Genomic DNA, 17,168 nt, shown 5'->3' on the forward strand with positions numbered 1-17,168 from the left:
GGGGTTCGGGTACGGCTGTGGATGCTGGGGGTCGGGGCCCGGTGTGGGTCCCGGCCCGGGACCCGGCGTCGGCGAGGGCGGAGTGGGGTCGGGGTGCGGATCGGTCATGACGTCCTCCGGCCAGTCGGTCGACATCGGCTCTGGACTACTCCCCCGCCTACCCGCCGCCTGCGCCGCCAGTCACCCGACGGTGCCAGGGCGAGGGCCCGGTGGGCTCACCTCGCCGGCGTCACGGCCCGTCCAGCCCGGAGCCGGGCTGGACAGAACCGGGACCCGGCGTCGTGGTGAGGCGGTGGGCCGGGGCCATGGAAACCCGGGCCAGGACGATCACGTCGGCGTCGCCCGAAATGGGCCTGCCGGGGAAGAGAGCCCAACTGGCCTTCTTCACGCGCGAGGCGGCGTTCCCCGTGTGACCCGGGTGATGTGCCGGTACCAGCTCGGGCGACGACACGGCCCTTCGCCGAGGACCGGCGCGATGGCCTGGAGCGGCCGTCCTAAGCGGCCACGTCGTCGACGGCGTAGTCGATCATCGGCCGGACCGTGACGACGCCGTCCACGCCCTTGGCGAGCCGTTCGGCGATCTGGGCGGTGCTGCGGTTCTCGACCTCGCCGCGCAGGGTGACGACACCGTCGTGAACCTGCACCTGCACCTCCGTGCCGCTCAACCGCAGTATCCCTTTCAGCACGTCGTCGCGGATCTCCTCGCGGATCTCCTCGTCGGGACGCAGGAAGATCCGGAGCAGGTCCGCGCGGCTGACGATGCCGACAATGCGGTCCGCCTCGTCCACGACCAGCAGCCGCCTGACTCGGTGGTGGTCCATCGTGCGGGCCGCCTGGGCGACCGGCCAGTCGGGGTGAGCGGTGACCACGGGGGTGGTCATCAGCCCGGCCGCGTTCTCCGCGCGTGCCTTGGCCTTCTCGTGGGGCCAGCCCGGAGGTGTCGGCTGCCCACCGTACTGGTCCGGCTGTTCGGCCTGCCTGCGGAGCAGGTCCGCTTCGGACACCAGCCCCATCGGCGCTCCGCGCTCGTCGGCTACGGGCACAGCGCTGATGTCGTGGGTGGACAGCAGGGCTGTGATCTCCTTGAACGGGGTGTCCGGGCGGACGGTGACGACATCACACGTCATCACTTCACCGACTGTGCTGTGACGGGTCATCGTCTCAGCTCCTTCCTGCGTGCCGGTCACGCAGTGGGCGGCTTGAAGGCCTCTCTTCCACTGTGCCCCTCCGCCTCCCAGTCGCCGCCAGGGCCGATGGTCCCCGATCCCGGCCGCTCCCGGTGCACAGCGGCACTTGCCCCGCTTCCCGGCTCGGGCAGCCGGCCCGGTCCGGCGAAGTCGGACTTCTCGCCTTATACAGCCGAATACCCCCGGGGTGTTTTAGGAGGTACCCATGGCCGCCAGTTCCCCACACCCCAGCCGGCCGATCACCGGCCGGCACCGCGTCGCCGTGATCGGTGGCGGCAGCGCCGGGATCAGCGTCGCCGCCCGCCTGCGTCGCGCCGGCGCCACGGACATCACCCTCGTCGAACCGTCCGACACGCACTGGTACCAGCCCCTGTGGACCCTGGCCGGCGGCGGTCAGGCATCCCTGCGCAGCACCCGGCGTGCCGAGGCGTCCGTCATCTCCGGCGGAGTGCGCTGGACCACGCCGGCACGCCATCGCTGTCGACCCGGACGCCCGCACCGTCACGCTCTCCGGCGGTGACGAGCTCACCTACGAGTACCTGGTGATGGCCCCCGGACTGCAGTTGGACTGGGACGCCGTGCCCGCGCTCGCCGAAGCGGTGGGACACGACCGGGTGAGCAGTAACTACCCGCCGGAGTACGCCCCACGCACCTGGGACCTGATCAAGGGGATGCGGTCGGGCAGGCGGTGGTAGGGGTTGGTGCGGGCGGGCAGCACCACGACGGCACTTTGGTAGTGGCCGGCCGCGGTGAGGGCGTCGGTGTGGGCGGCGAGGACGGCGTCGGCCTGATGGACCAGGCGCCGGTGCCGGGCGAGGCGAGCAGAGTGTTGATGCTGAAGCCGGTGGAGCGGACGACGGCCGCGGCGGTGACGGGGTGCCCGCTCCGGGCGAGGTCGGCGGCGCGGGCGGCCACGGCCTGGTCGGCGCGTGAGCCGGTGAACAGCGCCAGGACACCTGCGCCGGCCTGGCCGGGGAAGCGGTAGAGGTGTACCTCCGGCGGGGCCGGGGTGGCGGCAGTCGGCCGGGGTGTCGGGGTGGTGGTCATGGCGATTCCTTCTCGTGCGTGCCCTGCGGGGCTGTGGACTGGCCGGTGACGGACGCGTGGTCTGCGGTGCGGTGGGCGTCACCCATGGCCGTCTCGGCCGGGTCGCCTTGGGCAGCGGAGGACTGCTGGCCGCGGGTGGCGATCAGCGACCAGGCGATGGAGACGGTGATGGTCACGACGATGACGCCCAGGGTGAGGGGGATGGGCAGCTTGCCGACGGGGGTCTCGGACAGGATGAGCTTGACGCCGGCGAAGGCGAGCAGGACCGCGAGCCCGTAGTGCAGGTACGTGAAGCGGCGCAGCAGTCCGGCCAGGCAGAAGTACAGGCTCCTGAGACCGAGGACGGCGAAGGCGTTGGCGGTCCAGACGATGAAGGTGTTGGTGGTGATCGCCAGGACGGCGGCGACGGAGTCGACGGCGAAGATGAGGTCGGTGGCCTCGATGGCGACGAGGACGACGAACAGCAGCGTCGCGATCCGTTTGCCGCTGACGCGGATGAAGAACTTGTCGCCGTGGAAGCGCGGATCAGTGGGGATGAGCTTCTTCACCAGGCGGACGACGGGGTTGCGGTCGGGGTGGACCTCCTCGTCCTTGGAGACGGCCATCTTCCAGCCGGTCCAGATCAGGAACGCACCGAAGAGGTAGGCGGTCCAGAAGAACACCTGCAGCAGCTCGGCGCCGATGAAGATGAACACCAGCCGGGCCGCCAACGCCCCGATCACACCCCAGAACAGCACCTTGTGCTGGTAGGCGTCCGGAACGGCGAAGAACGAGAAGACCAGCGCAAACACGAAGACGTTGTCGATCGACAGGGCCTTTTCGATCAGATAGCCCGCGTAGTACGTGGAGGACGCCTCGCCGCCCTGCCACGCCCACAGGATCAGGCCGAAGCCCAGGCCGGTGGCGATCCACAGGCCGCTCCACCATGCGGCCTCGCGGAAGCCGATCACGTGGTTGTCGCGGTGGGCGATCAGGTCGACGGCGAGCATCACGCCGATGCCGACGGTGACCGCGGCCCATACCCACAGCGGGACGGCGAACGACAGTTCATTCATGGTTGATCGGCTTCCTGGGACGGAGAGGACACGGAAGGAAAGAGGAGAGGGCGGGTGCCGGGCCCCGGCGGACATACGGAGGGAGAGCCGGGCCCGGGCCGCCGGTCGGGCTTCACATAGGCGCTCACCTCCCCGGTCATGCCGGTCGCCGGGCGGTGGTGCGGCGGCGTGGGCGCATCGCGAGGGCGATGCACACCCCGCCGACGGTCAGGTCCACCAGCGCCAGCAGCCACCACGGCGCGAGTGCGGTCAGCCCGTCCATCACGCCTTCTTGACCACCGGCGGGGCGGTGGTGGGCAGGCGCCGCTGGGCAAGCGCCCACACGTTGCGCACCCCAGCCGGGGACAGGTCGGCCGGTCCCAGGCCAGCCCCGGCGACGGGCACCGTGAACCGGGCGGGGGCGACGGCGTAGACGAAGGGGCCGTCGCGTACGGCGGAGGCTTCGATCAGGCTGTGTGCGTCCAGCCCGGCCGGGCCCCGGCTGGAGGCGACCACGAGCGGGGAGTAGTGGCGGGCGGCCAGGGCCAGCACCTCGCCCGCGGCCCGCAACCTGGGCTGCACGCCCCCTTCGGCCGGGACGCGGTGGGCGACGGGGATGTAGCCGATACCGGCGCTGCGCAGCCGGGGCAGCACCCGGGCCAGGAACATTCGGGCGGTGTCGACGTCCGCGCGGTACGGGGCCGGGGCCCGCCGCTCGGCGGGCAGCACGGCGATCAGCAACACCGGGACCTTACGGGGGGCGGCCAGGCGGACGGCGGCGTCCACGACGGCGATGCCCTCGGGCCGGTTGGTCACCAGCGCGGTGACCGGATGCGGCAGCGAGACGGGCAGCACGGGCGTGCCGGAGGCGGCGGGGCGGGTCAGGGTCGGGGCGGACATCGTGACCCCCTTTCTGCGGGGTCGAAGTCAGTGGTGGGGGTGTGTTCAGCGTCACCCGCCACTCTGATCCCCGTCAAGAGTTACGCGAAAACTTTTTCGGCAATATTGTTTCGCGAAAGGCTCTTGGTCATACGAAGCAGGCTTCGTATGATGGACGTCATGACTCAGCCCTCTGCCGCGCGCGGCGATCAGTGGACGTTCCTCACCAACCACGCCCGCGTCCTGATCGCCCTCGCCCAAGACCCAGAAGCACGCGGGCGTGACGTCGCCGACCTGATCGGCATCACCGAACGCGCCGTGCAGCTGATCGTCGCCGACCTCGAAGCGGCCGGATACCTCACCCGCACCCGGGTGGGGCGCCGCAACCGCTACACCATCGACCCCACCGTGGCCCTGCGCCACCCGACCGAGGCCGACCACCCCGTCGGCGACCTGCTGGCCACCTTCCTGCACCGTGAGGACACCCCCGCCGCCGACACCGGCGCCGAGCGCGCCGCCTCGTAAAGCCGCCTGCCCGGCAGGCGGCCGCGGCGCCAGGGTGCGTGACCTCGGCCCCGGCCGCCCTCTCCCCGTGGGGCGGTTCCGGGGTCGATCCCTTTACCCGGAGGTGTGCGTCAAGCCGGAGGGCAGGGCGCGGCCGGAGGCGCCCAGGGCACCGGTGAAGCCGCGTGGACGAACGGGCCGCCACGGATGGCAGCCGCCTGCATCACCGTGCACGCATCCAGCCCCGCCGGCCCGCTGCGCGAGACCACCAGCAGCGAGCACCCATGGGCGACAGCCACGTCCAGCAGGCCCTTCGCCTCACACAGGCGCCCGTTGCGGTCGGCGGGACGGTGGTAGACGGCCAGCTGGTAGGCGATCTGGGCGCGGGCCACGCGCGGCAACGCCCGCCCCAGCACGGCGCGGGCCGCCGCCCCGTCCGGGCGAGGCGCCAGCCGTGGCAGCAGCGGGGGCATCACGGCGATCAGCAGCAGCGGCGCACCGCGGGCGGCGGCAAGCCGGACCGCGACATCCGCGACAGCGGTGTCATCGAGGCGGTCGGCCAGCACCGCGGCCACCGGGAACCGCAGACGAAAGCGGCCGGGCGCCGCAGCACCGTCTGTGGCCGGAGAGAGGGGTGCACGCAGGGAGTTCATGACCGTCGCTCCTTCCAGGAGCGGGAAGAACGCGGGCCAGCACCCCTCAATGGCGTCCGTCTACCGCGCGCTCGCCGAAGCGGAGGAGAGCGAGGCACCGGCCGGGCCGGAAATCGTCGCCCCGCGCCGGCCCACGAGGGTGGACCTCACCGGCCCCGGCAGCGGCACCGACCCCGAGCTAATGGAGCGCCTCACCCGGCAGGTCCTCGGCGGCGCCACCGACGAAGCGACGGCCACGCTCGTCGAACAGACCGAGGACGGGACAGACGATGTCGTGGCCGCGCTGCTGGCTCAGGCCCGACAGGAAGGGGAGGACACGTGACCCCGATGCCACGCACCGTATGAAGGGCCCCGGTGTACTCGGCGCCGAAGGCCCTGGCCGCACCGGACCGTTCGGCCGCTGGCCCGACGGCAGCGAGGACGAGGACGGCGAGGAACACCCGACCGGCAGCCACGCGCAGAACGCACCAAGATCAGGCACCGAGCGTTAACGGCCGTACCGCGGTTCCCCGGAGGCCACCCCAACTCGGCCCATGATCAATCTCAGCGATAACCGCTGTACCGATGTTCCCCAAGGCCGGTGAGTCCCGTAAGTTCACGCAAACTGAAGGGTTCTCGGTGGGAACTCAAGGGTCCGTCGTCGTGCTCTGCGGAGTTGCTTCCGTGGGTTCGGGGCCAACTCGCGACCTTGCCGTTCCTGGTCCCCTGGACCGGCAAGACGCCGAGCGGCCCCCTGCTCGAACGCAGCGAAGCGGAGTTGAGAGCTTGGGGAAGGAGTTGAGAGCTTGGGGGCGGGGCAGCCTCGGGTCGCTGCTGTACCGGCGGGCGCTGGGCGAGGCCGTCGCCACGGCGCTGGCGGTACGCGACGGCGCGCCGTCGACCGGCCCCGCACCCACGTACGCGCAGGTGCAGGCCCTCGTCGACGGGCCCGGCGTCACGTGCCGGTGAGCTTGTCGAGGTCGGGGGCGTAGACGGTCATCCAGTGCGGGTTCAGCCGGTAGTAGACGACCTCGCGGTTCCAGTCGAAGGCGTCGTCGTCGCCGTAGAAGTCCTTCAAGTAGGCGAGGAGTTCCTGCCAGTCGGCCGTGGTCTCGGCGTCCTCGGGGTTCAGCTCCTCCACCGTGCCGTGGGTGAACACGCCGAGGTCCTCGCCGCGCATGTGCGCGACGCTGGCGGCCGGACGGGCCGCGAGATGACGGGCCTTGGCGGCGTTGCGCGCCGTGCCGAAGTGCCACCGGCCGTGCAGGAAGTGCCCGTCGGCGCCGCTGATCCGCGGTTCGCCCTTTGCGGTCACCGTGGAGAGGGCGAGCGTGCACATGCCGGTGAGGACCCCGGTGAGCTGCGCCGCCGTGATGGTGCGGCCCTCGACGATCGAGCGGAGGTGTGCGGTCGAGCCGGAGAGGGAGGAGTCGAGGAGGGACTGGAGCTTGTTGAGTTCTTCTGGGGTTTCGCGCATACGTCCATCGTCGGCCGTAAACCCGACACCCTCTGTCGTCATTGATGAAGCAGCCTTGAGGTTGCTCCGCGCGGGTTGCGCTCGGTGCTGCGTGGATGGCAACAGGTGGGGGACGAACGCCGGGACATGTTCATGTATTCGCGGTTGATTGACGAGCTGTGATGCCGTTGGTCCTGCTGTCAGGCCGCACGACGCGGTGTTCCCTTGAACTGATTGAGCAGCCATGATGTGCCGCCGTGACGGATTTCGTGGTTCCTCTCGCCATCGCAGTGATCGGGTTAGTGGCAACCGGCTTGGGAGCGGTTGTTGGGGCGCGGGCAGCTAAGTTCGGCGCGGAAAAGAACGCCGAAGCCGTCCGGCGGCAAGTACAGGACCAAGGTGCCGTCGAGCACGGTCACTGGATGCGCCAAGAACGCCTCAACACCTACGAGAGCTTTCTTGAAGCCTGGGATGAGTGCCTGCGCCTCTCCCAAGGATCTGCTGACGCCGACTCCAAGTCGCGTCAATCCGGGCCAAGTTCTTTTCCTGAGGGCGATGCCGAGTGCTCGGCTGCCTGTTCCAGTAGTGCCCGTGCGGAGTCCGCGTAGCGCATCGCGGTCTTCTCGTCGAGCCCGAACACCTCGGCGAGGTGAAGCGGATCGGGCCCGTGGGTCAGGGCCTCTTCGAGCTGCCGGTCGACGCGGAGCCGCTCCAGCGTCGCGTCCTGGCTGCGCATCGAGGAGCTGATCCAGTGGTTGCTGGCGCGGCTGGTCTTGGTGGCGGTCTGGTTGTTGATCAGCAGATGGAGGTTCGCGGTGCTCGGCCACCGGTTTCGCCGGTGCTCCAGCCAGTCCAGCAGCAGTTTCAGGGTGAGGTCGTCGAGCGGGCGGACGCGTCCGGCGATGGTCAGCCGTCGGTTGCCGAGGTCGACGTCGTCGAGCATGAGCATGCCGATCTGGGCGACCCGGGCGGCGTGCACCGCGGCGAGGGCGAGGATGAGTCGTGTTGCCGGGGTGGTGGCCGCCGCGACGGACCGGCCGACCTGGGCGGGGACCAGCGGCTGGAGCACGCCGTACTCGTACTGGCCGACCTTGATCCGGCTGGTCGGGTTGCGGAAAAGCAGCCCATTCCGCTTGGCCCAGGAGAACAGCGAGCGCAGGGCCACGAGTTGGTCACGCCGGTGGTGGCCGTGCAGTGTCTTAATGTAGGTCCGGACGTCGTCGCGGGTCACTTCCCGCAGGTGGTCATAGCGGTCCGACCATTCCAGCAGGGCCGGCCGGACACGGTTGAGGTAGAGCCAGACCGTGCCTTCCCGCCGCGGGAGGCTGCGGGGGCCACCGTCACGCAGGACGCGGGTCCAGCGCTCGGCCTCCGAGCGGATGCCGGGTGCGAGACCCTGCAGACGCTCGGCGAGCCAGCCCTCGAAGGAGGGTTCGCTGTCGTCCTCGAAGATCCCCATCTCCTCCAGGACCGTGACGACGTGGCCGACCGGGAGGTCGCGGGACCGGAGCGGGGTGAAGATCTCGCTGTGCCGGATGGCGTCGCCCTCGACGTACCCGGTGAGGACAAGGGCCAGGCCGCGGTTGACGGCGAAGCGGATGTTGCGTCCCCAGCCCCGTGCCTCGGCGAACCGGTGAGCGAGGTACTTCGCCCAGGTCAGCCAGGGGCTGGTCAAGTCGACGCCGGAGGGGTCGAGGCGGCCGTAGTCGCGCGGGACCTGTCCGAACAGCGGCAGCTGTCTCCAGTCGGCATTCGGCCGCCAGGCCGGCGCGGGCGGCGGCTTGCGAGGGGCGCCCCGCCGTCCGCCGCGCCGCCGAGGGGCGGGTGCCGATCCGTTGCGGTGGTGCATGCCCATGAAGAACAGTTGATGGTGCCGGACCGCGTTGAGGCGCGCCCTCACATCGGCCTCCGCGGCCAGCTGGTCGACAGCGGCCTGGGCCCCCAACCGGGCCTGGCACCAGCACAGACGACAGAAATCCCACTTCAGCGGCTGGACACGGCGGCAGCCGGTGCAGACGGCCGTCGCGTGGCTGCGGCCGAACATGTAGCAGGTCGGACAGAGCCGTCCGCTGAAGTCGCCCCAGGCCAGGCAGCCGTCGCAGGAGTCGGTGGCCTTGTAGTAGGCCTTCGGATACCGGCTCATGCAGGCGGCAGCGACCGGCCGTCGCGACGCTTGGGCACCACCGCCGGAACCGGTGCGGCGGCACCGACAGCGGTCCGGCTGATGTTCTCCTCGCCGGGGCGGGTAACCTTCTGCGGTTCCGGGATCAACAGGTCGCCGATCTCGCAGCCCAGCACGACGCAGATGACGTCCAGGTCGTCCAGCTTGAGGGAGACCGGCTGGCCGGACCACAGCCCGGACATCTTTCCGGCCGAGATCACCAAGCCGTGCTCGGCCAGGCTCCGCTGGAGCTCGGACGCCTTCCAGATACCCTTGTTCGCGGCGGTCAGCCGCAGGTTCCACCTCATCGGGCCAGCCCTTCCAGCCGCTTCGCGGCCCGTTCCATCCCGGCGACCCAGGCGTCCTCGACCCGGGTCTGCTGCACGTGGATATACCGCATCGTGGCGGCAATCCAGGAATGTCCCAAAACCTCCTGGATCGCGAGCAAGTCCAGCCCATTCCCATAGAGCTGGGACGCGCAGAAATGCCGCAGGACGTGCGGCGTCAACCTGTCTGTCCAGCCCGGCAGATGAGCCTCGACGGCGTTGTCGAGACCGTTGCGCAGGGCGTCGTCGCCGACCCGGCGTGCGGAACCGTCGGTGTTCTTCCGCTCACTCGGGAACAGCGGGGCACCGGGCCGTGTGTGATCGTCGTCGAACTGACCCCACACGTCCTCGATGAACCACCGCAGCGTCCGGTCGGCACCGTTGATCAGCGGCACCATCCGCTCACGCGGCCCCGAGCCGCGGGCGCCCTTGCCGTGGCGGACGTGGAGCTTGCCGAAGCGGCCCAGGTCCCACTTGATGTCGTCCAGGTCGAGGCCGCATGCCTCGCTCACTCGCAGGCCGACCTGGGACATCAGCTTCGAGGCGGTGTAGTTCCGGGCGGTCGGGGCGAACTTCCTGCAGGTCGCCAGCTCGCCACCCCAGCCCGTGAACAGCGCCCCGACCTCCGGCTCGCTCGGCGGGATCCGCAACTGTGCATCCTTGGCCCCGCGCGGCCGGTTCATCTCGTCGATCGGGCACTCGACCACCCGGCCGGTCATCCGGTGGATCTCGACCTTGTGCCGCAGCTCCAGGAACATGAAGTACGTACTCAGCGCCTGTGACCGGCCCAGCCGGGTGCCGCTGGGCGAGTGCCGCAGTACCTTCCCGAAGTACGCATCCGCGTCGGCGGGCTCCATGTCCCACAACGGTCGGCCGAACCAGGACCTGATCTGATCCAGGTGACCGACGTCCCCGCGAATGGTGCCGTCCGCCAGCCCTGCCGAGGCCCGCGCGAGAACGAACCCTGACAGCACGTCGGTCTCGAACCGCTCCAGTTCCTCCGCCGACGCGGGCGCCCAGTGCTCACGCAGGTCCCGTACGACTGCCAGCGCCGCCAACCCGAGCCTCCTCGCCTTCGGTCCGACTACAGATCGGTCGGACGAGATGAGAACGCTTCAGAAATCCCGAAGTTACGTCACAGGCCACCAGAGCACACGAAGGAGGAAGAACCCCCCGGCCACGGGCCCAGGGAGTCAGCAGAGCTCAGGGGAACTCACGGGATGTCGCACAGTACTGGCACGGCATGCTCACCGGCCGCCTCTGACCGACCGGCCCCTCTTGCAGCAGCCACCTTTTGCTGCCCGACATGGGGTCACCCGACCATGCTCTTCGCCCAGTACTACCTCGACTGCCTCTCCCAGGCCTCGTACATGATCACCGACGAGACCACCGGCAGGGCCGTCGTCGTCGGCCCCCGCCGCGACGTCTCCGAATACCTCGCCGACGCCGACGCCCACGGCTTCACCATCGAGGCCGTCCTCAATACCCACTTCCACGCCGGCTGCCGCGCCGGCCACCTGGAAATGGCCGACCGCACCGGCGCCTGGATCGGCTACGGACACCGCGCCGAGGCCGAATACCCACTGCGCCGCCAGTCACCCGACGGCGCCAGGGCGAGGACCCGGGTGGGCTCACCTCGCCGGCGTCACGGCCCGTACGGCCTGTGCCGCTGCCGCGAGACCCAAAGCCGGGCTGGACAGAACCGGGACCGGGGTCGTGGTCAGGCGGCGGGCCGGGGCCATGGAAACCTGGGCCAGGACGATCACGTCGGCGTCCGTGACCCGGTCCGCCGCGGCCGCCACCTCCCGCGCATACCCCTCGACGTCGCCGGCCTCGAAACGCGGCCAGGCGGCGCCGACGAACACGGAACGGACGGTGACGGAGCGCCGGGCGCGGCGGGCCTCCTCGCCGACGAGCGCGGTGGTCGGCGCGAGGGTGCTGCGCAGCGCCGCCAGGACGACCACCCGCGGCCCGGCGACGACCGCGGCGGCCGCCGTCGGACGGTCCACCCGCAGCACCGGCACCGAGAGCCCCGCCGCTTCTGCCTCCGCCTCCGCGATGCCGCCGATGGTGGAGCAGGTGCACAGGACGGCCCGGGCGCCCTGGGCGACGGCCCCGCGCAGTACCGCCCGCACCCCGTCCGCCACCGCCGCCGGCCCTTCCCGGCGGGCCCGGCCGAGCAGTTCCTCGTCGACGAAGTGCCGTAGCTCCAGGCCGGGATGGGCCTCGTCGCGCAGCGCGTCGAAGACCGGGACGTGCACCGGCGAGGTGTGCAGCAGGGCGAGCACCGCGTCCTCAGAACCGTCCGGGATGCGCGGCGAGCCACTCCCGCGCGGCTCCCAGCAGTTCGGCGTCGGCCGCAGGGGCCTCGTCGCGGTGGCGTTCGGCCCACTTGACGACGTACGGGCACAGCGGGGTCACGGCGACGCCCTCGCGCCGTGCGGTGGCGTACAGCTCGCGGGCCAGCGAACCCGCGATGCCCTGTCCCTCGTGCTCCGGCTCCACGACCGTGTGGACGGGAACCAGCGCGGGCCGGGGCCGGTCGAGGAAGAAGTACTCGACCCGGCCCACCACCTCACCGCCGCCGACCGCCTCGAGACGGCCCTCCGTCCGGTCGTCGCGGATCTCGACGTCGCTCATCAGCACGCTCCCGGTCGGTCGGACCGCTCAGGCCGGCACGGCCTGCGGGCTCCGCTCCTGGTCGGACCCCGGCACCGGTGCGGAGGGATCGGCACCGAGCGCCACGATACGGTTCTCCGCGTCCACGTGCACGACGCGCGGCCGAAGCGCCCGCGCCTCGGCGTCGGTCACCTGGGCATAGCTGATGATGATCACCAGGTCACCGGGGTGGACGAGGTGCGCGGCGGCCCCGTTGATACCGATCACCCCGGACCCGCGCTCGCCCTCGATGACGTACGTCTCCAGCCGCGCCCCGTTGGTGACGTCGACGATGTGGACGAGCTCACCGGGCAGCAGATCGGCCGCGTCGAGCAGATCCGCGTCGATGGTCACCGATCCCACGTAGTGCAGGTCGGCCTGGGTGACGGTGGCACGGTGAATCTTGGACTTGATCAAAGTGCGCAGCATCTTGAACTCCTGAAAGACGGCTCCCTGCCTACTTGCTGCAGGTCAAGGGCGTTCTTCACTGTACAACGGCACGCGTTGGACTCGAAGATTGTGAGGAACATCGGTTCACTCAGGCGAGAAGGCTCCCTGCCTGCGCTTCTGCGCGAACCAAGCTGTCGTGACGCCGCCGACCAGGCGCCTGTTCGGATAGCTGTCTCGGAATGTTCGGGGACTGACGCTGATCAGATGCCGACTCACCTGGCGGGGCATCAGGTACGTGAGGGGTATCTCAGCACGCAGCGCGCAAGGTACATGACCGCCCCCGATTGTCGGTCCTGCGTCGTCGTTGAGGCGGGCGTCGAGAACCGCCTCGAGCGCCCCATCTGTACGCGGCTTTCACCCAGATCGCAGGACGAGTTTCGCGCCCTCAAGAGGGCCTTGCCGTCCGGATCGACACCGACACCCTCCGAGAACGGGAGCCACTCCGGGATTCGATCTGGCTCCACGTCGCGGTGCACCTCCGCTGAGCCCGACAGCCGTCGGTCACGGCTATGGGACGTCTCGCTACGCTCAGAGGGCTCTACGTTCTTTTCCGGGTTGGTCCTCCCATTCGCAGGGTGGGACGCCCAGGGGTGCCGGGGTTGGGCGGGGGCCTCTATGTCTTTCGTCAAGCGGCGCGCGGCGTTTTGGGGTCGCAGAAGGTGCTGTCGCGGAGCATCGCGACAGCACACTGGTGCGGTGGCGGGCCAGGCGAAGGGGGCTCGGGTGTGGGTCTTTCCCAAGGCCGCGCTACGCCACCCGCTCGGTGAGCGGACCATCTCCGCGAGGGCCTGCCCCGGCACCAGCCAGGTCGCAACTCGGGGGGCGGGACTCAGGACGGGACTCAGGAAGGGGTGCACGCCTCGGCGATCGATACGCTGTTCTCGTAGAGGTGATGCCGGGTGATCCGGCCCTCCTCGACGGTGAGGCGCAGCGCGAAGGGGCCCTCGAAGGACTTCCCCGTCGCGCGCACGGTCCCCGAGAGGTGCCCCATCAGGACGGCGTCGGTGCCGTCGACGAGGAACGTGTCGACGGAGGCCCGCGCATCCTCGGCCACCGTGTGCTCGGCCAGCTCCGTGAACTGGGCGGCGCATTCGGCTCCGGTGGAGCGCGGCCGGATCCACGGGACGGCGGGGTTCTCGGCGAGTAGCCAGTCGACGTCGTCCGCGAAGAGTGCGACGAGCCGCTCGACGTCCCCGGCCATCCGGGCGGCGAGGAACTCCTGGACGACGTGGCGGGTGGTGCCGGTGACGGAACTCGCGGTGGCGTCGGCGGACTTGATGGGCATGGTTGCTCCTCGGGCCTGGGTGCCGGAACCCTCGTCGGGGATCTCGTTGACGTGCACCACGCTGCCGCAGCAGGGGAGCATGGTCGATTACGTCAGAGGTAATGGCCGGGTGGGGGCTTCTACGTCCGTCGCCAAGCCCGAGTCGGTCATGCGACGGCTGCTTCGGAGGTGCGTGGTTCGTAGAAGGTGCCGTCGCGGAGCATGGCGAAGAGCACGCTCTTCGAAAGCCCACCTGGACGCCGCCCAGCATGACCTGCCGGCCTTCACCGCCTTCCCGCGGGAGATCTGGCGGCAGATCTGGTCGAACAACCCGCAGGAGAGGCTGAACAAGGAGATCCTCCCCTACGGCTACGCCGCGGGAGGTGCCCCCAGCCGCACCGACGTGGTCGGCATCTTCCCCGACCGCACCGCCGTGATCCGCCTGGTCGGCGCGGTCCTGGCCGAGCAGAACGACGAGTGGACCGAGGGCCGCCGCTACATGGGACTCGACCCGCTCGCCGAGGCCCGCCTCCACCCGATCGAGTCAGAAACCGGCGACACCGTCCTGCCCACCGAACTCACCGCACAGCCTCAAGACGAGATCACCGAGTGGCCGTCGATACACCACTCCACGTGACCTGATGAACGTTCTCGCGGTCCGCAGGACCGGACACTAGACCGACCAGGTCATGAACAATTCGAACAATGGGGAGAAGTTTCCGTGTCCGAGCGCGGAGAGGCAACAAGCGGCGCGGCCGGAAGAAGAAGCGCGCGAACCACGGCAAGCGCCCCAACGCCTGACCTAACGCCCTTTCCGCCGGACGTGCCCGGGCGGGCAGGACATCAGCCCCGTTTCCAAAGGGCCACCAATCGGTACTCCGGATCGGACCGCGGCGCCTTCGGGTCGGGCGGTGCACTGAGTTGCACAGCCAGCCTCTCGGCCACCTCCCCGTGCACCGAGAGTCGGGAGGTGAACCTTCACCTGCGTACGTCCTCGGCCGTGTGCGGGCATGATCGGCCCTGACCGTGGCCGGTGAAGCGGGTCTCGTCCACGTGTATCAGACCGTGGTCCGCGTGATGGTCCAGCTCTTCCTGGATCTGCGCGACCATCACAGTTGCCGCGAAGTGCGTGCCGAGCCGGTACTCACGGGCGATACGGTCCCCTTCCAGGGACCGTCCGGGCAGCTCGCGCAACCGGTTCCTCGATGTCCTTCCGCGACAGCGTCCCTACGGGCATGGCGGGACTTCCTCGGGCCTTCCGTGCGGTGAGGGTACCGTCAGGGCATGTCAACTGCCGTTCTGGGCAATTCAATAGGTCCGCTGCTCCGTGGCTGGCGGGAGCAGCGGAGGCTCAGCCAGCTGGAGCTGGCGCTGCGTGCCGACTCCTCCGCCCGGCACATCAGCTTCATCGAGACGGGCCGGTCCCGTCCGAGCGAGGAGATGATCCTGCGGTTGGCCGAACATCTCGATGTCCCGGTCCGGGAGCGCAACGTCCTGCTGCTGGCGGCCGGTTACGCCCCGCGTTACGCCGAGACCCCGCTGCACGATCCGGCGCTCAGCTCACTGCGCAGGGGCATCGAGCTGCTGCTGCAGGGCTACGAACCGTACCCGGCGCTGGTCGTCGACGGGACGTACAACGTCGTCGCCGCCAACCGAGGAATCATGATGATGCTGGACGGGGTGGCGGAGCATCTGCTTGCCCCGCCGCTGAACGCCATGCGGCTCACACTGCACCCGCAGGGAATGGCGCCGCACATCCGCAATCTGCGGGAATGGCGCGGACATCTGCTGGCCCAGATGGAGCGTCAGATCGCACTGGCCAGGTCCGAGGCGCTGCGCGCGCTGTACGACGAGGTGGCCGCTTATCCGCTGCCGGAGACCGGGAACCACAGCAGCCACCCAAAGGAATCCACTCCGTACTTCGCACTCCCGCTCCAGCTCGAGCACAACGGCCGGACCCTGTCCTTCATCTCGTCCATCTCAACCTTCAACACTCCGATGGACGTGACAGTCGCCGAGCTGGCCATCGAGACGTTCCTCCCGGCCGACTCGGCGACAGTCGAGTACCTGCAATCCCTCAAGCCGTAGTGGCACGCAGCGAGAGGAACTGGAGCACACCGAAACCGGCGACGGTCATGGCCTGCACGGGGATCCAGACGGCACCCGCGGTCGTCGGCGAGAACCAGGCGACCATCGCGACGATGCTGAGCACGGCCCACAGCACATTGGCGTCGATGACCGCCTTTACGGCGAGGGCCGGCGGCTGCTTCCGCGTGGCGAGGAAGCCGACCCCCGCGGCGTACAGCACCAGGAAGACGCCGAGTTCGAACAGCAGACCGGATCCGATGCCGAGCAGGTTGCCGACCGGCTTCGAGTCGATCAGGTAGACCAGTCCGTTGGCACCGGTGACGACGGCGTCGAGGGCGAGGAAGCGGCGCAGCATGGTCTGCGGGCGGTCGGTGCGGGAGAGCGCGCCGAGCAGGGTGGTGGCGGACATACCGATCAGCCTCCGTCGAGGTTGAAAACGCTGGTCAGGGCGGAGTGTCCGGGCGGAGTGCGCCGCCCGGGCCACGGTGGCTCCCACCTTGCCCGGTTCCGCACGAAGGGTCGATTACCACTGAGGTAATGAAGCAGGTCAGGCCATGGATGCCGAACCGGTCCGCTGTCCGCACTGCGATCTTCGAGTGGATCGAGAGCTGGCACAACATACGAAGGCTGCACAGCAGCCTCGGCTACCGCAGTCCCGCCGAGTACGAAACCATCCTCGCGGCCTGACCACCACACCAAGGGTGTCTGTCAAAGCGGAGCAAGCTCACCTTGCCCCAGGCGTCCCGCAGGATGGCCCTGAGGGTGCGGAAGGTGTTCACCTGGTTTCCGCGACCGACCCCGTCCGCCTCCAACTCGCCCAAGAAGCGCTCGACCACGATCGGCGTGATCGAGTTCAGCTTCCGTGATCCGAGACGGGGGATGATGTGGTCGTTGATGGAGCTGTCGACGTGCCGGCCCGTGGAGTACTCCGTCACCCTGCGCTGCCGGGGCCGCCGCTGCTTCGCGTATTCCGCGACCGTCTGCTGACCGAGTTCCCGGCGGGCCTCGGCAACGGACGGCGCCGTCCTCTTTTTCTCCGCGTAGATCTGTGTGAGGCGCTCGATCGCGTCGTCCTGCGTGCTGAAGCCGGTCTCTTCTCGCTGCTTGCCGAGAGCGTCCCTGAACCGAATCGTGTACGGGTGCGGGCAGCGAGTCGGCCTGGAACAACCGCACTTCTTGAAGAAGGACCCCATGCCACGGGCGAGCTGTCGAGCCACGCATCGAGTCTTCCGAGCAGCGCGCCGGGCGGCGCGGTAGACCCCTGCCACGGGTGCGGGCCGGCAGGCCGGGCACTGTCCGGCCTGATGCTGACCATTTGCTGACCCGGACGCGGCGATCAGGGCTCTGACCTGCGGAAACACCCAACCGCTAGATCTTGGACTTGAACATGGTGCGCAGCATCGAACTACTCCCGAGACCAGGCTCCCTGCCTGCGTTCTTGCAGGTCAAGGGCTGTTTTAATCCGCTGTGGGGGGCTCGGAG

General features: G+C 69.6%; 24 protein-coding genes and 2 pseudogenes. 9 read left to right on the top strand and 17 right to left on the bottom strand.

The features are described 5' to 3' along the window. Positions 1–494 precede the first annotated feature (494 nt). Positions 495–1,157 (bottom strand): CBS domain-containing protein, encoded by a 663-nt coding sequence (locus DEP02_RS19525; RefSeq protein ID WP_112468980.1) that lies wholly within the window; start codon positions 1,155–1,157, stop codon positions 495–497. A gap of 235 nt (positions 1,158–1,392) precedes the next feature. Between DEP02_RS19525 and DEP02_RS19530 the strand changes: the two genes are divergently transcribed. Continuing rightward, entirely contained in the window at positions 1,393–1,707 is a 315-nt protein-coding gene (locus DEP02_RS19530) for an FAD-dependent oxidoreductase (protein ID WP_438947779.1), read from the top strand. A gap of 25 nt (positions 1,708–1,732) precedes the next feature. Continuing rightward, positions 1,733–1,882 (top strand): hypothetical protein, encoded by a 150-nt coding sequence (locus tag DEP02_RS35890; protein ID WP_438947780.1) that lies wholly within the window; start codon positions 1,733–1,735, stop codon positions 1,880–1,882. Here DEP02_RS35890 and DEP02_RS33560 read toward each other — a convergent pair. The 4 genes from DEP02_RS33560 to DEP02_RS34885 all read right to left on the bottom strand — a co-directional run bounded on the left by DEP02_RS33560 (position 1,851) and on the right by DEP02_RS34885 (position 4,168). Next, positions 1,851–2,234 carry a hypothetical protein gene (locus tag DEP02_RS33560; RefSeq protein WP_157977488.1) on the bottom strand — a complete coding sequence of 128 codons (384 nt, stop codon included), beginning with the start codon at positions 2,232–2,234 and terminating at the stop codon, positions 1,851–1,853. The two genes, DEP02_RS35890 and DEP02_RS33560, sit on opposite strands and share 32 nt — an antisense overlap. Next, positions 2,231–3,289: a TerC family protein gene (locus DEP02_RS19540; protein ID WP_112468982.1), complete on the bottom strand. Its 1,059-nt coding sequence runs from the start codon at positions 3,287–3,289 to the stop codon at positions 2,231–2,233. Before DEP02_RS19540 ends, DEP02_RS33560 begins: the two co-directional genes overlap by 4 nt. A 136-nt stretch (positions 3,290–3,425) precedes the next feature. Continuing rightward, positions 3,426–3,551 carry a hypothetical protein gene (locus DEP02_RS35340; RefSeq protein WP_269809368.1) on the bottom strand — a complete coding sequence of 42 codons (126 nt, stop codon included), beginning with the start codon at positions 3,549–3,551 and terminating at the stop codon, positions 3,426–3,428. Next, entirely contained in the window at positions 3,551–4,168 is a 618-nt protein-coding gene (locus DEP02_RS34885) for a universal stress protein (protein ID WP_232839193.1), read from the bottom strand. The genes DEP02_RS35340 and DEP02_RS34885 overlap by 1 nt, the downstream gene beginning before the upstream one ends. Before the next feature lie 159 nt (positions 4,169–4,327). Between DEP02_RS34885 and DEP02_RS19550 the strand changes: the two genes are divergently transcribed. Further along, a complete protein-coding gene (locus tag DEP02_RS19550; protein WP_112469002.1) occupies positions 4,328–4,672 on the top strand; it encodes a helix-turn-helix transcriptional regulator in 345 nt (114 codons plus the stop codon). A 110-nt stretch (positions 4,673–4,782) separates the two neighbouring features. Here DEP02_RS19550 and DEP02_RS19555 read toward each other — a convergent pair whose 3' ends face one another. Then, positions 4,783–5,304 carry a universal stress protein gene (locus DEP02_RS19555; protein WP_198668495.1) on the bottom strand — a complete coding sequence of 174 codons (522 nt, stop codon included), beginning with the start codon at positions 5,302–5,304 and terminating at the stop codon, positions 4,783–4,785. Here DEP02_RS19555 and DEP02_RS19560 point away from each other — a divergent pair. Both DEP02_RS19560 and DEP02_RS19565 read left to right on the top strand, forming a co-directional pair. Beyond that, the gene (locus DEP02_RS19560) at positions 5,303–5,626 is read left to right on the top strand and encodes a hypothetical protein (RefSeq protein WP_198668496.1); all 324 of its coding nucleotides are present in this window, start codon (positions 5,303–5,305) and stop codon (positions 5,624–5,626) included. The two genes, DEP02_RS19555 and DEP02_RS19560, sit on opposite strands and share 2 nt — an antisense overlap. Before the next feature lie 443 nt (positions 5,627–6,069). Continuing rightward, positions 6,070–6,252, top strand: coding sequence for a hypothetical protein (locus tag DEP02_RS19565; protein WP_037700078.1), 183 nt, complete (start codon positions 6,070–6,072; stop codon positions 6,250–6,252). Here the strand turns inward: DEP02_RS19565 and DEP02_RS19570 are convergent. From DEP02_RS19570 to DEP02_RS19585, 4 genes are all read right to left on the bottom strand, one after another. Continuing rightward, positions 6,239–6,760 (bottom strand): pyridoxamine 5'-phosphate oxidase family protein, encoded by a 522-nt coding sequence (locus tag DEP02_RS19570; protein WP_081235495.1) that lies wholly within the window; start codon positions 6,758–6,760, stop codon positions 6,239–6,241. The two genes, DEP02_RS19565 and DEP02_RS19570, sit on opposite strands and share 14 nt — an antisense overlap. 502 nt (positions 6,761–7,262) lie before the next feature. Beyond that, positions 7,263–8,882: a site-specific integrase gene (locus DEP02_RS19575; protein ID WP_112468983.1), complete on the bottom strand. Its 1,620-nt coding sequence runs from the start codon at positions 8,880–8,882 to the stop codon at positions 7,263–7,265. Beyond that, positions 8,879–9,208, bottom strand: coding sequence for a helix-turn-helix domain-containing protein (locus DEP02_RS19580; RefSeq protein WP_112468984.1), 330 nt, complete (start codon positions 9,206–9,208; stop codon positions 8,879–8,881). Before DEP02_RS19580 ends, DEP02_RS19575 begins: the two co-directional genes overlap by 4 nt. Then, positions 9,205–10,284: a tyrosine-type recombinase/integrase gene (locus DEP02_RS19585; protein WP_112468985.1), complete on the bottom strand. Its 1,080-nt coding sequence runs from the start codon at positions 10,282–10,284 to the stop codon at positions 9,205–9,207. The genes DEP02_RS19580 and DEP02_RS19585 overlap by 4 nt, the downstream gene beginning before the upstream one ends. A 264-nt stretch (positions 10,285–10,548) precedes the next feature. On the opposite strand from DEP02_RS19585, the pseudogene DEP02_RS34890 reads away from it, so the two are divergent. Further along, a pseudogene (locus DEP02_RS34890) lies at positions 10,549–10,818 on the top strand (MBL fold metallo-hydrolase); the annotation flags it as partial. Between the two features lie 39 nt (positions 10,819–10,857). Here DEP02_RS34890 and DEP02_RS19595 read toward each other — a convergent pair. From DEP02_RS19595 to DEP02_RS19610, 4 genes are all read right to left on the bottom strand, one after another. Continuing rightward, positions 10,858–11,514 carry an aspartate/glutamate racemase family protein gene (locus DEP02_RS19595; RefSeq protein WP_112468986.1) on the bottom strand — a complete coding sequence of 219 codons (657 nt, stop codon included), beginning with the start codon at positions 11,512–11,514 and terminating at the stop codon, positions 10,858–10,860. Positions 11,515–11,521: 7 nt separating this feature from the next. Next, positions 11,522–11,866: a GNAT family N-acetyltransferase gene (locus DEP02_RS19600; RefSeq protein ID WP_112468987.1), complete on the bottom strand. Its 345-nt coding sequence runs from the start codon at positions 11,864–11,866 to the stop codon at positions 11,522–11,524. 27 nt (positions 11,867–11,893) lie between these two features. After that, the gene (gene panD, locus DEP02_RS19605; RefSeq protein ID WP_112468988.1) at positions 11,894–12,313 is read right to left on the bottom strand and encodes an aspartate 1-decarboxylase; all 420 of its coding nucleotides are present in this window, start codon (positions 12,311–12,313) and stop codon (positions 11,894–11,896) included. Positions 12,314–13,175: 862 nt separating this feature from the next. Beyond that, positions 13,176–13,619 carry a nuclear transport factor 2 family protein gene (locus DEP02_RS19610; RefSeq protein WP_112469004.1) on the bottom strand — a complete coding sequence of 148 codons (444 nt, stop codon included), beginning with the start codon at positions 13,617–13,619 and terminating at the stop codon, positions 13,176–13,178. A gap of 148 nt (positions 13,620–13,767) precedes the next feature. On the opposite strand from DEP02_RS19610, the gene DEP02_RS19615 reads away from it, so the two are divergent. Both DEP02_RS19615 and DEP02_RS35895 read left to right on the top strand, forming a co-directional pair. Then, the gene (locus DEP02_RS19615; RefSeq protein WP_438947783.1) at positions 13,768–14,235 is read left to right on the top strand and encodes a transposase; all 468 of its coding nucleotides are present in this window, start codon (positions 13,768–13,770) and stop codon (positions 14,233–14,235) included. Positions 14,236–14,303: 68 nt separating this feature from the next. Then, positions 14,304–14,399, top strand: coding sequence for a 50S ribosomal protein bL37 (locus tag DEP02_RS35895; RefSeq protein ID WP_438947781.1), 96 nt, complete (start codon positions 14,304–14,306; stop codon positions 14,397–14,399). A gap of 267 nt (positions 14,400–14,666) precedes the next feature. Here DEP02_RS35895 and DEP02_RS19620 read toward each other — a convergent pair. Beyond that, a pseudogene (locus DEP02_RS19620) lies at positions 14,667–14,835 on the bottom strand (4a-hydroxytetrahydrobiopterin dehydratase); the annotation flags it as partial. Between the two features lie 47 nt (positions 14,836–14,882). Between DEP02_RS19620 and DEP02_RS19625 the strand changes: the two are divergent. Beyond that, the gene (locus DEP02_RS19625; protein ID WP_112468989.1) at positions 14,883–15,686 is read left to right on the top strand and encodes a helix-turn-helix domain-containing protein; all 804 of its coding nucleotides are present in this window, start codon (positions 14,883–14,885) and stop codon (positions 15,684–15,686) included. Here the strand turns inward: DEP02_RS19625 and DEP02_RS19630 are convergent. Together DEP02_RS19630 and DEP02_RS19635 are read right to left on the bottom strand one after the other, a co-directional pair. After that, positions 15,676–16,095 carry a hypothetical protein gene (locus DEP02_RS19630; RefSeq protein WP_112468990.1) on the bottom strand — a complete coding sequence of 140 codons (420 nt, stop codon included), beginning with the start codon at positions 16,093–16,095 and terminating at the stop codon, positions 15,676–15,678. The genes DEP02_RS19625 and DEP02_RS19630 overlap by 11 nt on opposite strands. 235 nt (positions 16,096–16,330) lie before the next feature. Beyond that, positions 16,331–16,903 (bottom strand): tyrosine-type recombinase/integrase, encoded by a 573-nt coding sequence (locus DEP02_RS19635; RefSeq protein WP_232839194.1) that lies wholly within the window; start codon positions 16,901–16,903, stop codon positions 16,331–16,333. Between the last annotated feature and the right edge of the window lie 265 nt (positions 16,904–17,168).

This window comes from Streptomyces triticisoli (genome assembly GCF_003270085.1).
GTDB classification, from domain to species: domain Bacteria; phylum Actinomycetota; class Actinomycetes; order Streptomycetales; family Streptomycetaceae; genus Streptomyces; species Streptomyces triticisoli.

What these genes read in the sequence shown, in the direction of transcription:
- DEP02_RS19525 (WP_112468980.1), bottom strand. Translation starts at nt 1,157, where the DNA reads ATGACCCGTCACAGCACAGTCGGTGAAGTGATGACGTGTGATGTCGTC.
- DEP02_RS19530 (WP_438947779.1), top strand. Translation starts at nt 1,393, where the DNA reads ATGGCCGCCAGTTCCCCACACCCCAGCCGGCCGATCACCGGCCGGCAC.
- DEP02_RS35890 (WP_438947780.1), top strand. Translation starts at nt 1,733, where the DNA reads ATGGCCCCCGGACTGCAGTTGGACTGGGACGCCGTGCCCGCGCTCGCC.
- DEP02_RS33560 (WP_157977488.1), bottom strand. Translation starts at nt 2,234, where the DNA reads ATGACCACCACCCCGACACCCCGGCCGACTGCCGCCACCCCGGCCCCG.
- DEP02_RS19540 (WP_112468982.1), bottom strand. Translation starts at nt 3,289, where the DNA reads ATGAATGAACTGTCGTTCGCCGTCCCGCTGTGGGTATGGGCCGCGGTC.
- DEP02_RS35340 (WP_269809368.1), bottom strand. Translation starts at nt 3,551, where the DNA reads ATGGACGGGCTGACCGCACTCGCGCCGTGGTGGCTGCTGGCGCTGGTG.
- DEP02_RS34885 (WP_232839193.1), bottom strand. Translation starts at nt 4,168, where the DNA reads ATGTCCGCCCCGACCCTGACCCGCCCCGCCGCCTCCGGCACGCCCGTG.
- DEP02_RS19550 (WP_112469002.1), top strand. Translation starts at nt 4,328, where the DNA reads ATGACTCAGCCCTCTGCCGCGCGCGGCGATCAGTGGACGTTCCTCACC.
- DEP02_RS19560 (WP_198668496.1), top strand. Translation starts at nt 5,303, where the DNA reads ATGACCGTCGCTCCTTCCAGGAGCGGGAAGAACGCGGGCCAGCACCCC.
- DEP02_RS19555 (WP_198668495.1), bottom strand. Translation starts at nt 5,304, where the DNA reads ATGAACTCCCTGCGTGCACCCCTCTCTCCGGCCACAGACGGTGCTGCG.
- DEP02_RS19570 (WP_081235495.1), bottom strand. Translation starts at nt 6,760, where the DNA reads ATGCGCGAAACCCCAGAAGAACTCAACAAGCTCCAGTCCCTCCTCGAC.
- DEP02_RS19575 (WP_112468983.1), bottom strand. Translation starts at nt 8,882, where the DNA reads ATGAGCCGGTATCCGAAGGCCTACTACAAGGCCACCGACTCCTGCGAC.
- DEP02_RS19580 (WP_112468984.1), bottom strand. Translation starts at nt 9,208, where the DNA reads ATGAGGTGGAACCTGCGGCTGACCGCCGCGAACAAGGGTATCTGGAAG.
- DEP02_RS19600 (WP_112468987.1), bottom strand. Translation starts at nt 11,866, where the DNA reads ATGAGCGACGTCGAGATCCGCGACGACCGGACGGAGGGCCGTCTCGAG.
- panD (WP_112468988.1), bottom strand. Translation starts at nt 12,313, where the DNA reads ATGCTGCGCACTTTGATCAAGTCCAAGATTCACCGTGCCACCGTCACC.
- DEP02_RS19610 (WP_112469004.1), bottom strand. Translation starts at nt 13,619, where the DNA reads ATGCCCATCAAGTCCGCCGACGCCACCGCGAGTTCCGTCACCGGCACC.
- DEP02_RS19615 (WP_438947783.1), top strand. Translation starts at nt 13,768, where the DNA reads ATGCGACGGCTGCTTCGGAGGTGCGTGGTTCGTAGAAGGTGCCGTCGC.
- DEP02_RS35895 (WP_438947781.1), top strand. Translation starts at nt 14,304, where the DNA reads ATGGGGAGAAGTTTCCGTGTCCGAGCGCGGAGAGGCAACAAGCGGCGC.
- DEP02_RS19625 (WP_112468989.1), top strand. Translation starts at nt 14,883, where the DNA reads ATGTCAACTGCCGTTCTGGGCAATTCAATAGGTCCGCTGCTCCGTGGC.
- DEP02_RS19630 (WP_112468990.1), bottom strand. Translation starts at nt 16,095, where the DNA reads ATGTCCGCCACCACCCTGCTCGGCGCGCTCTCCCGCACCGACCGCCCG.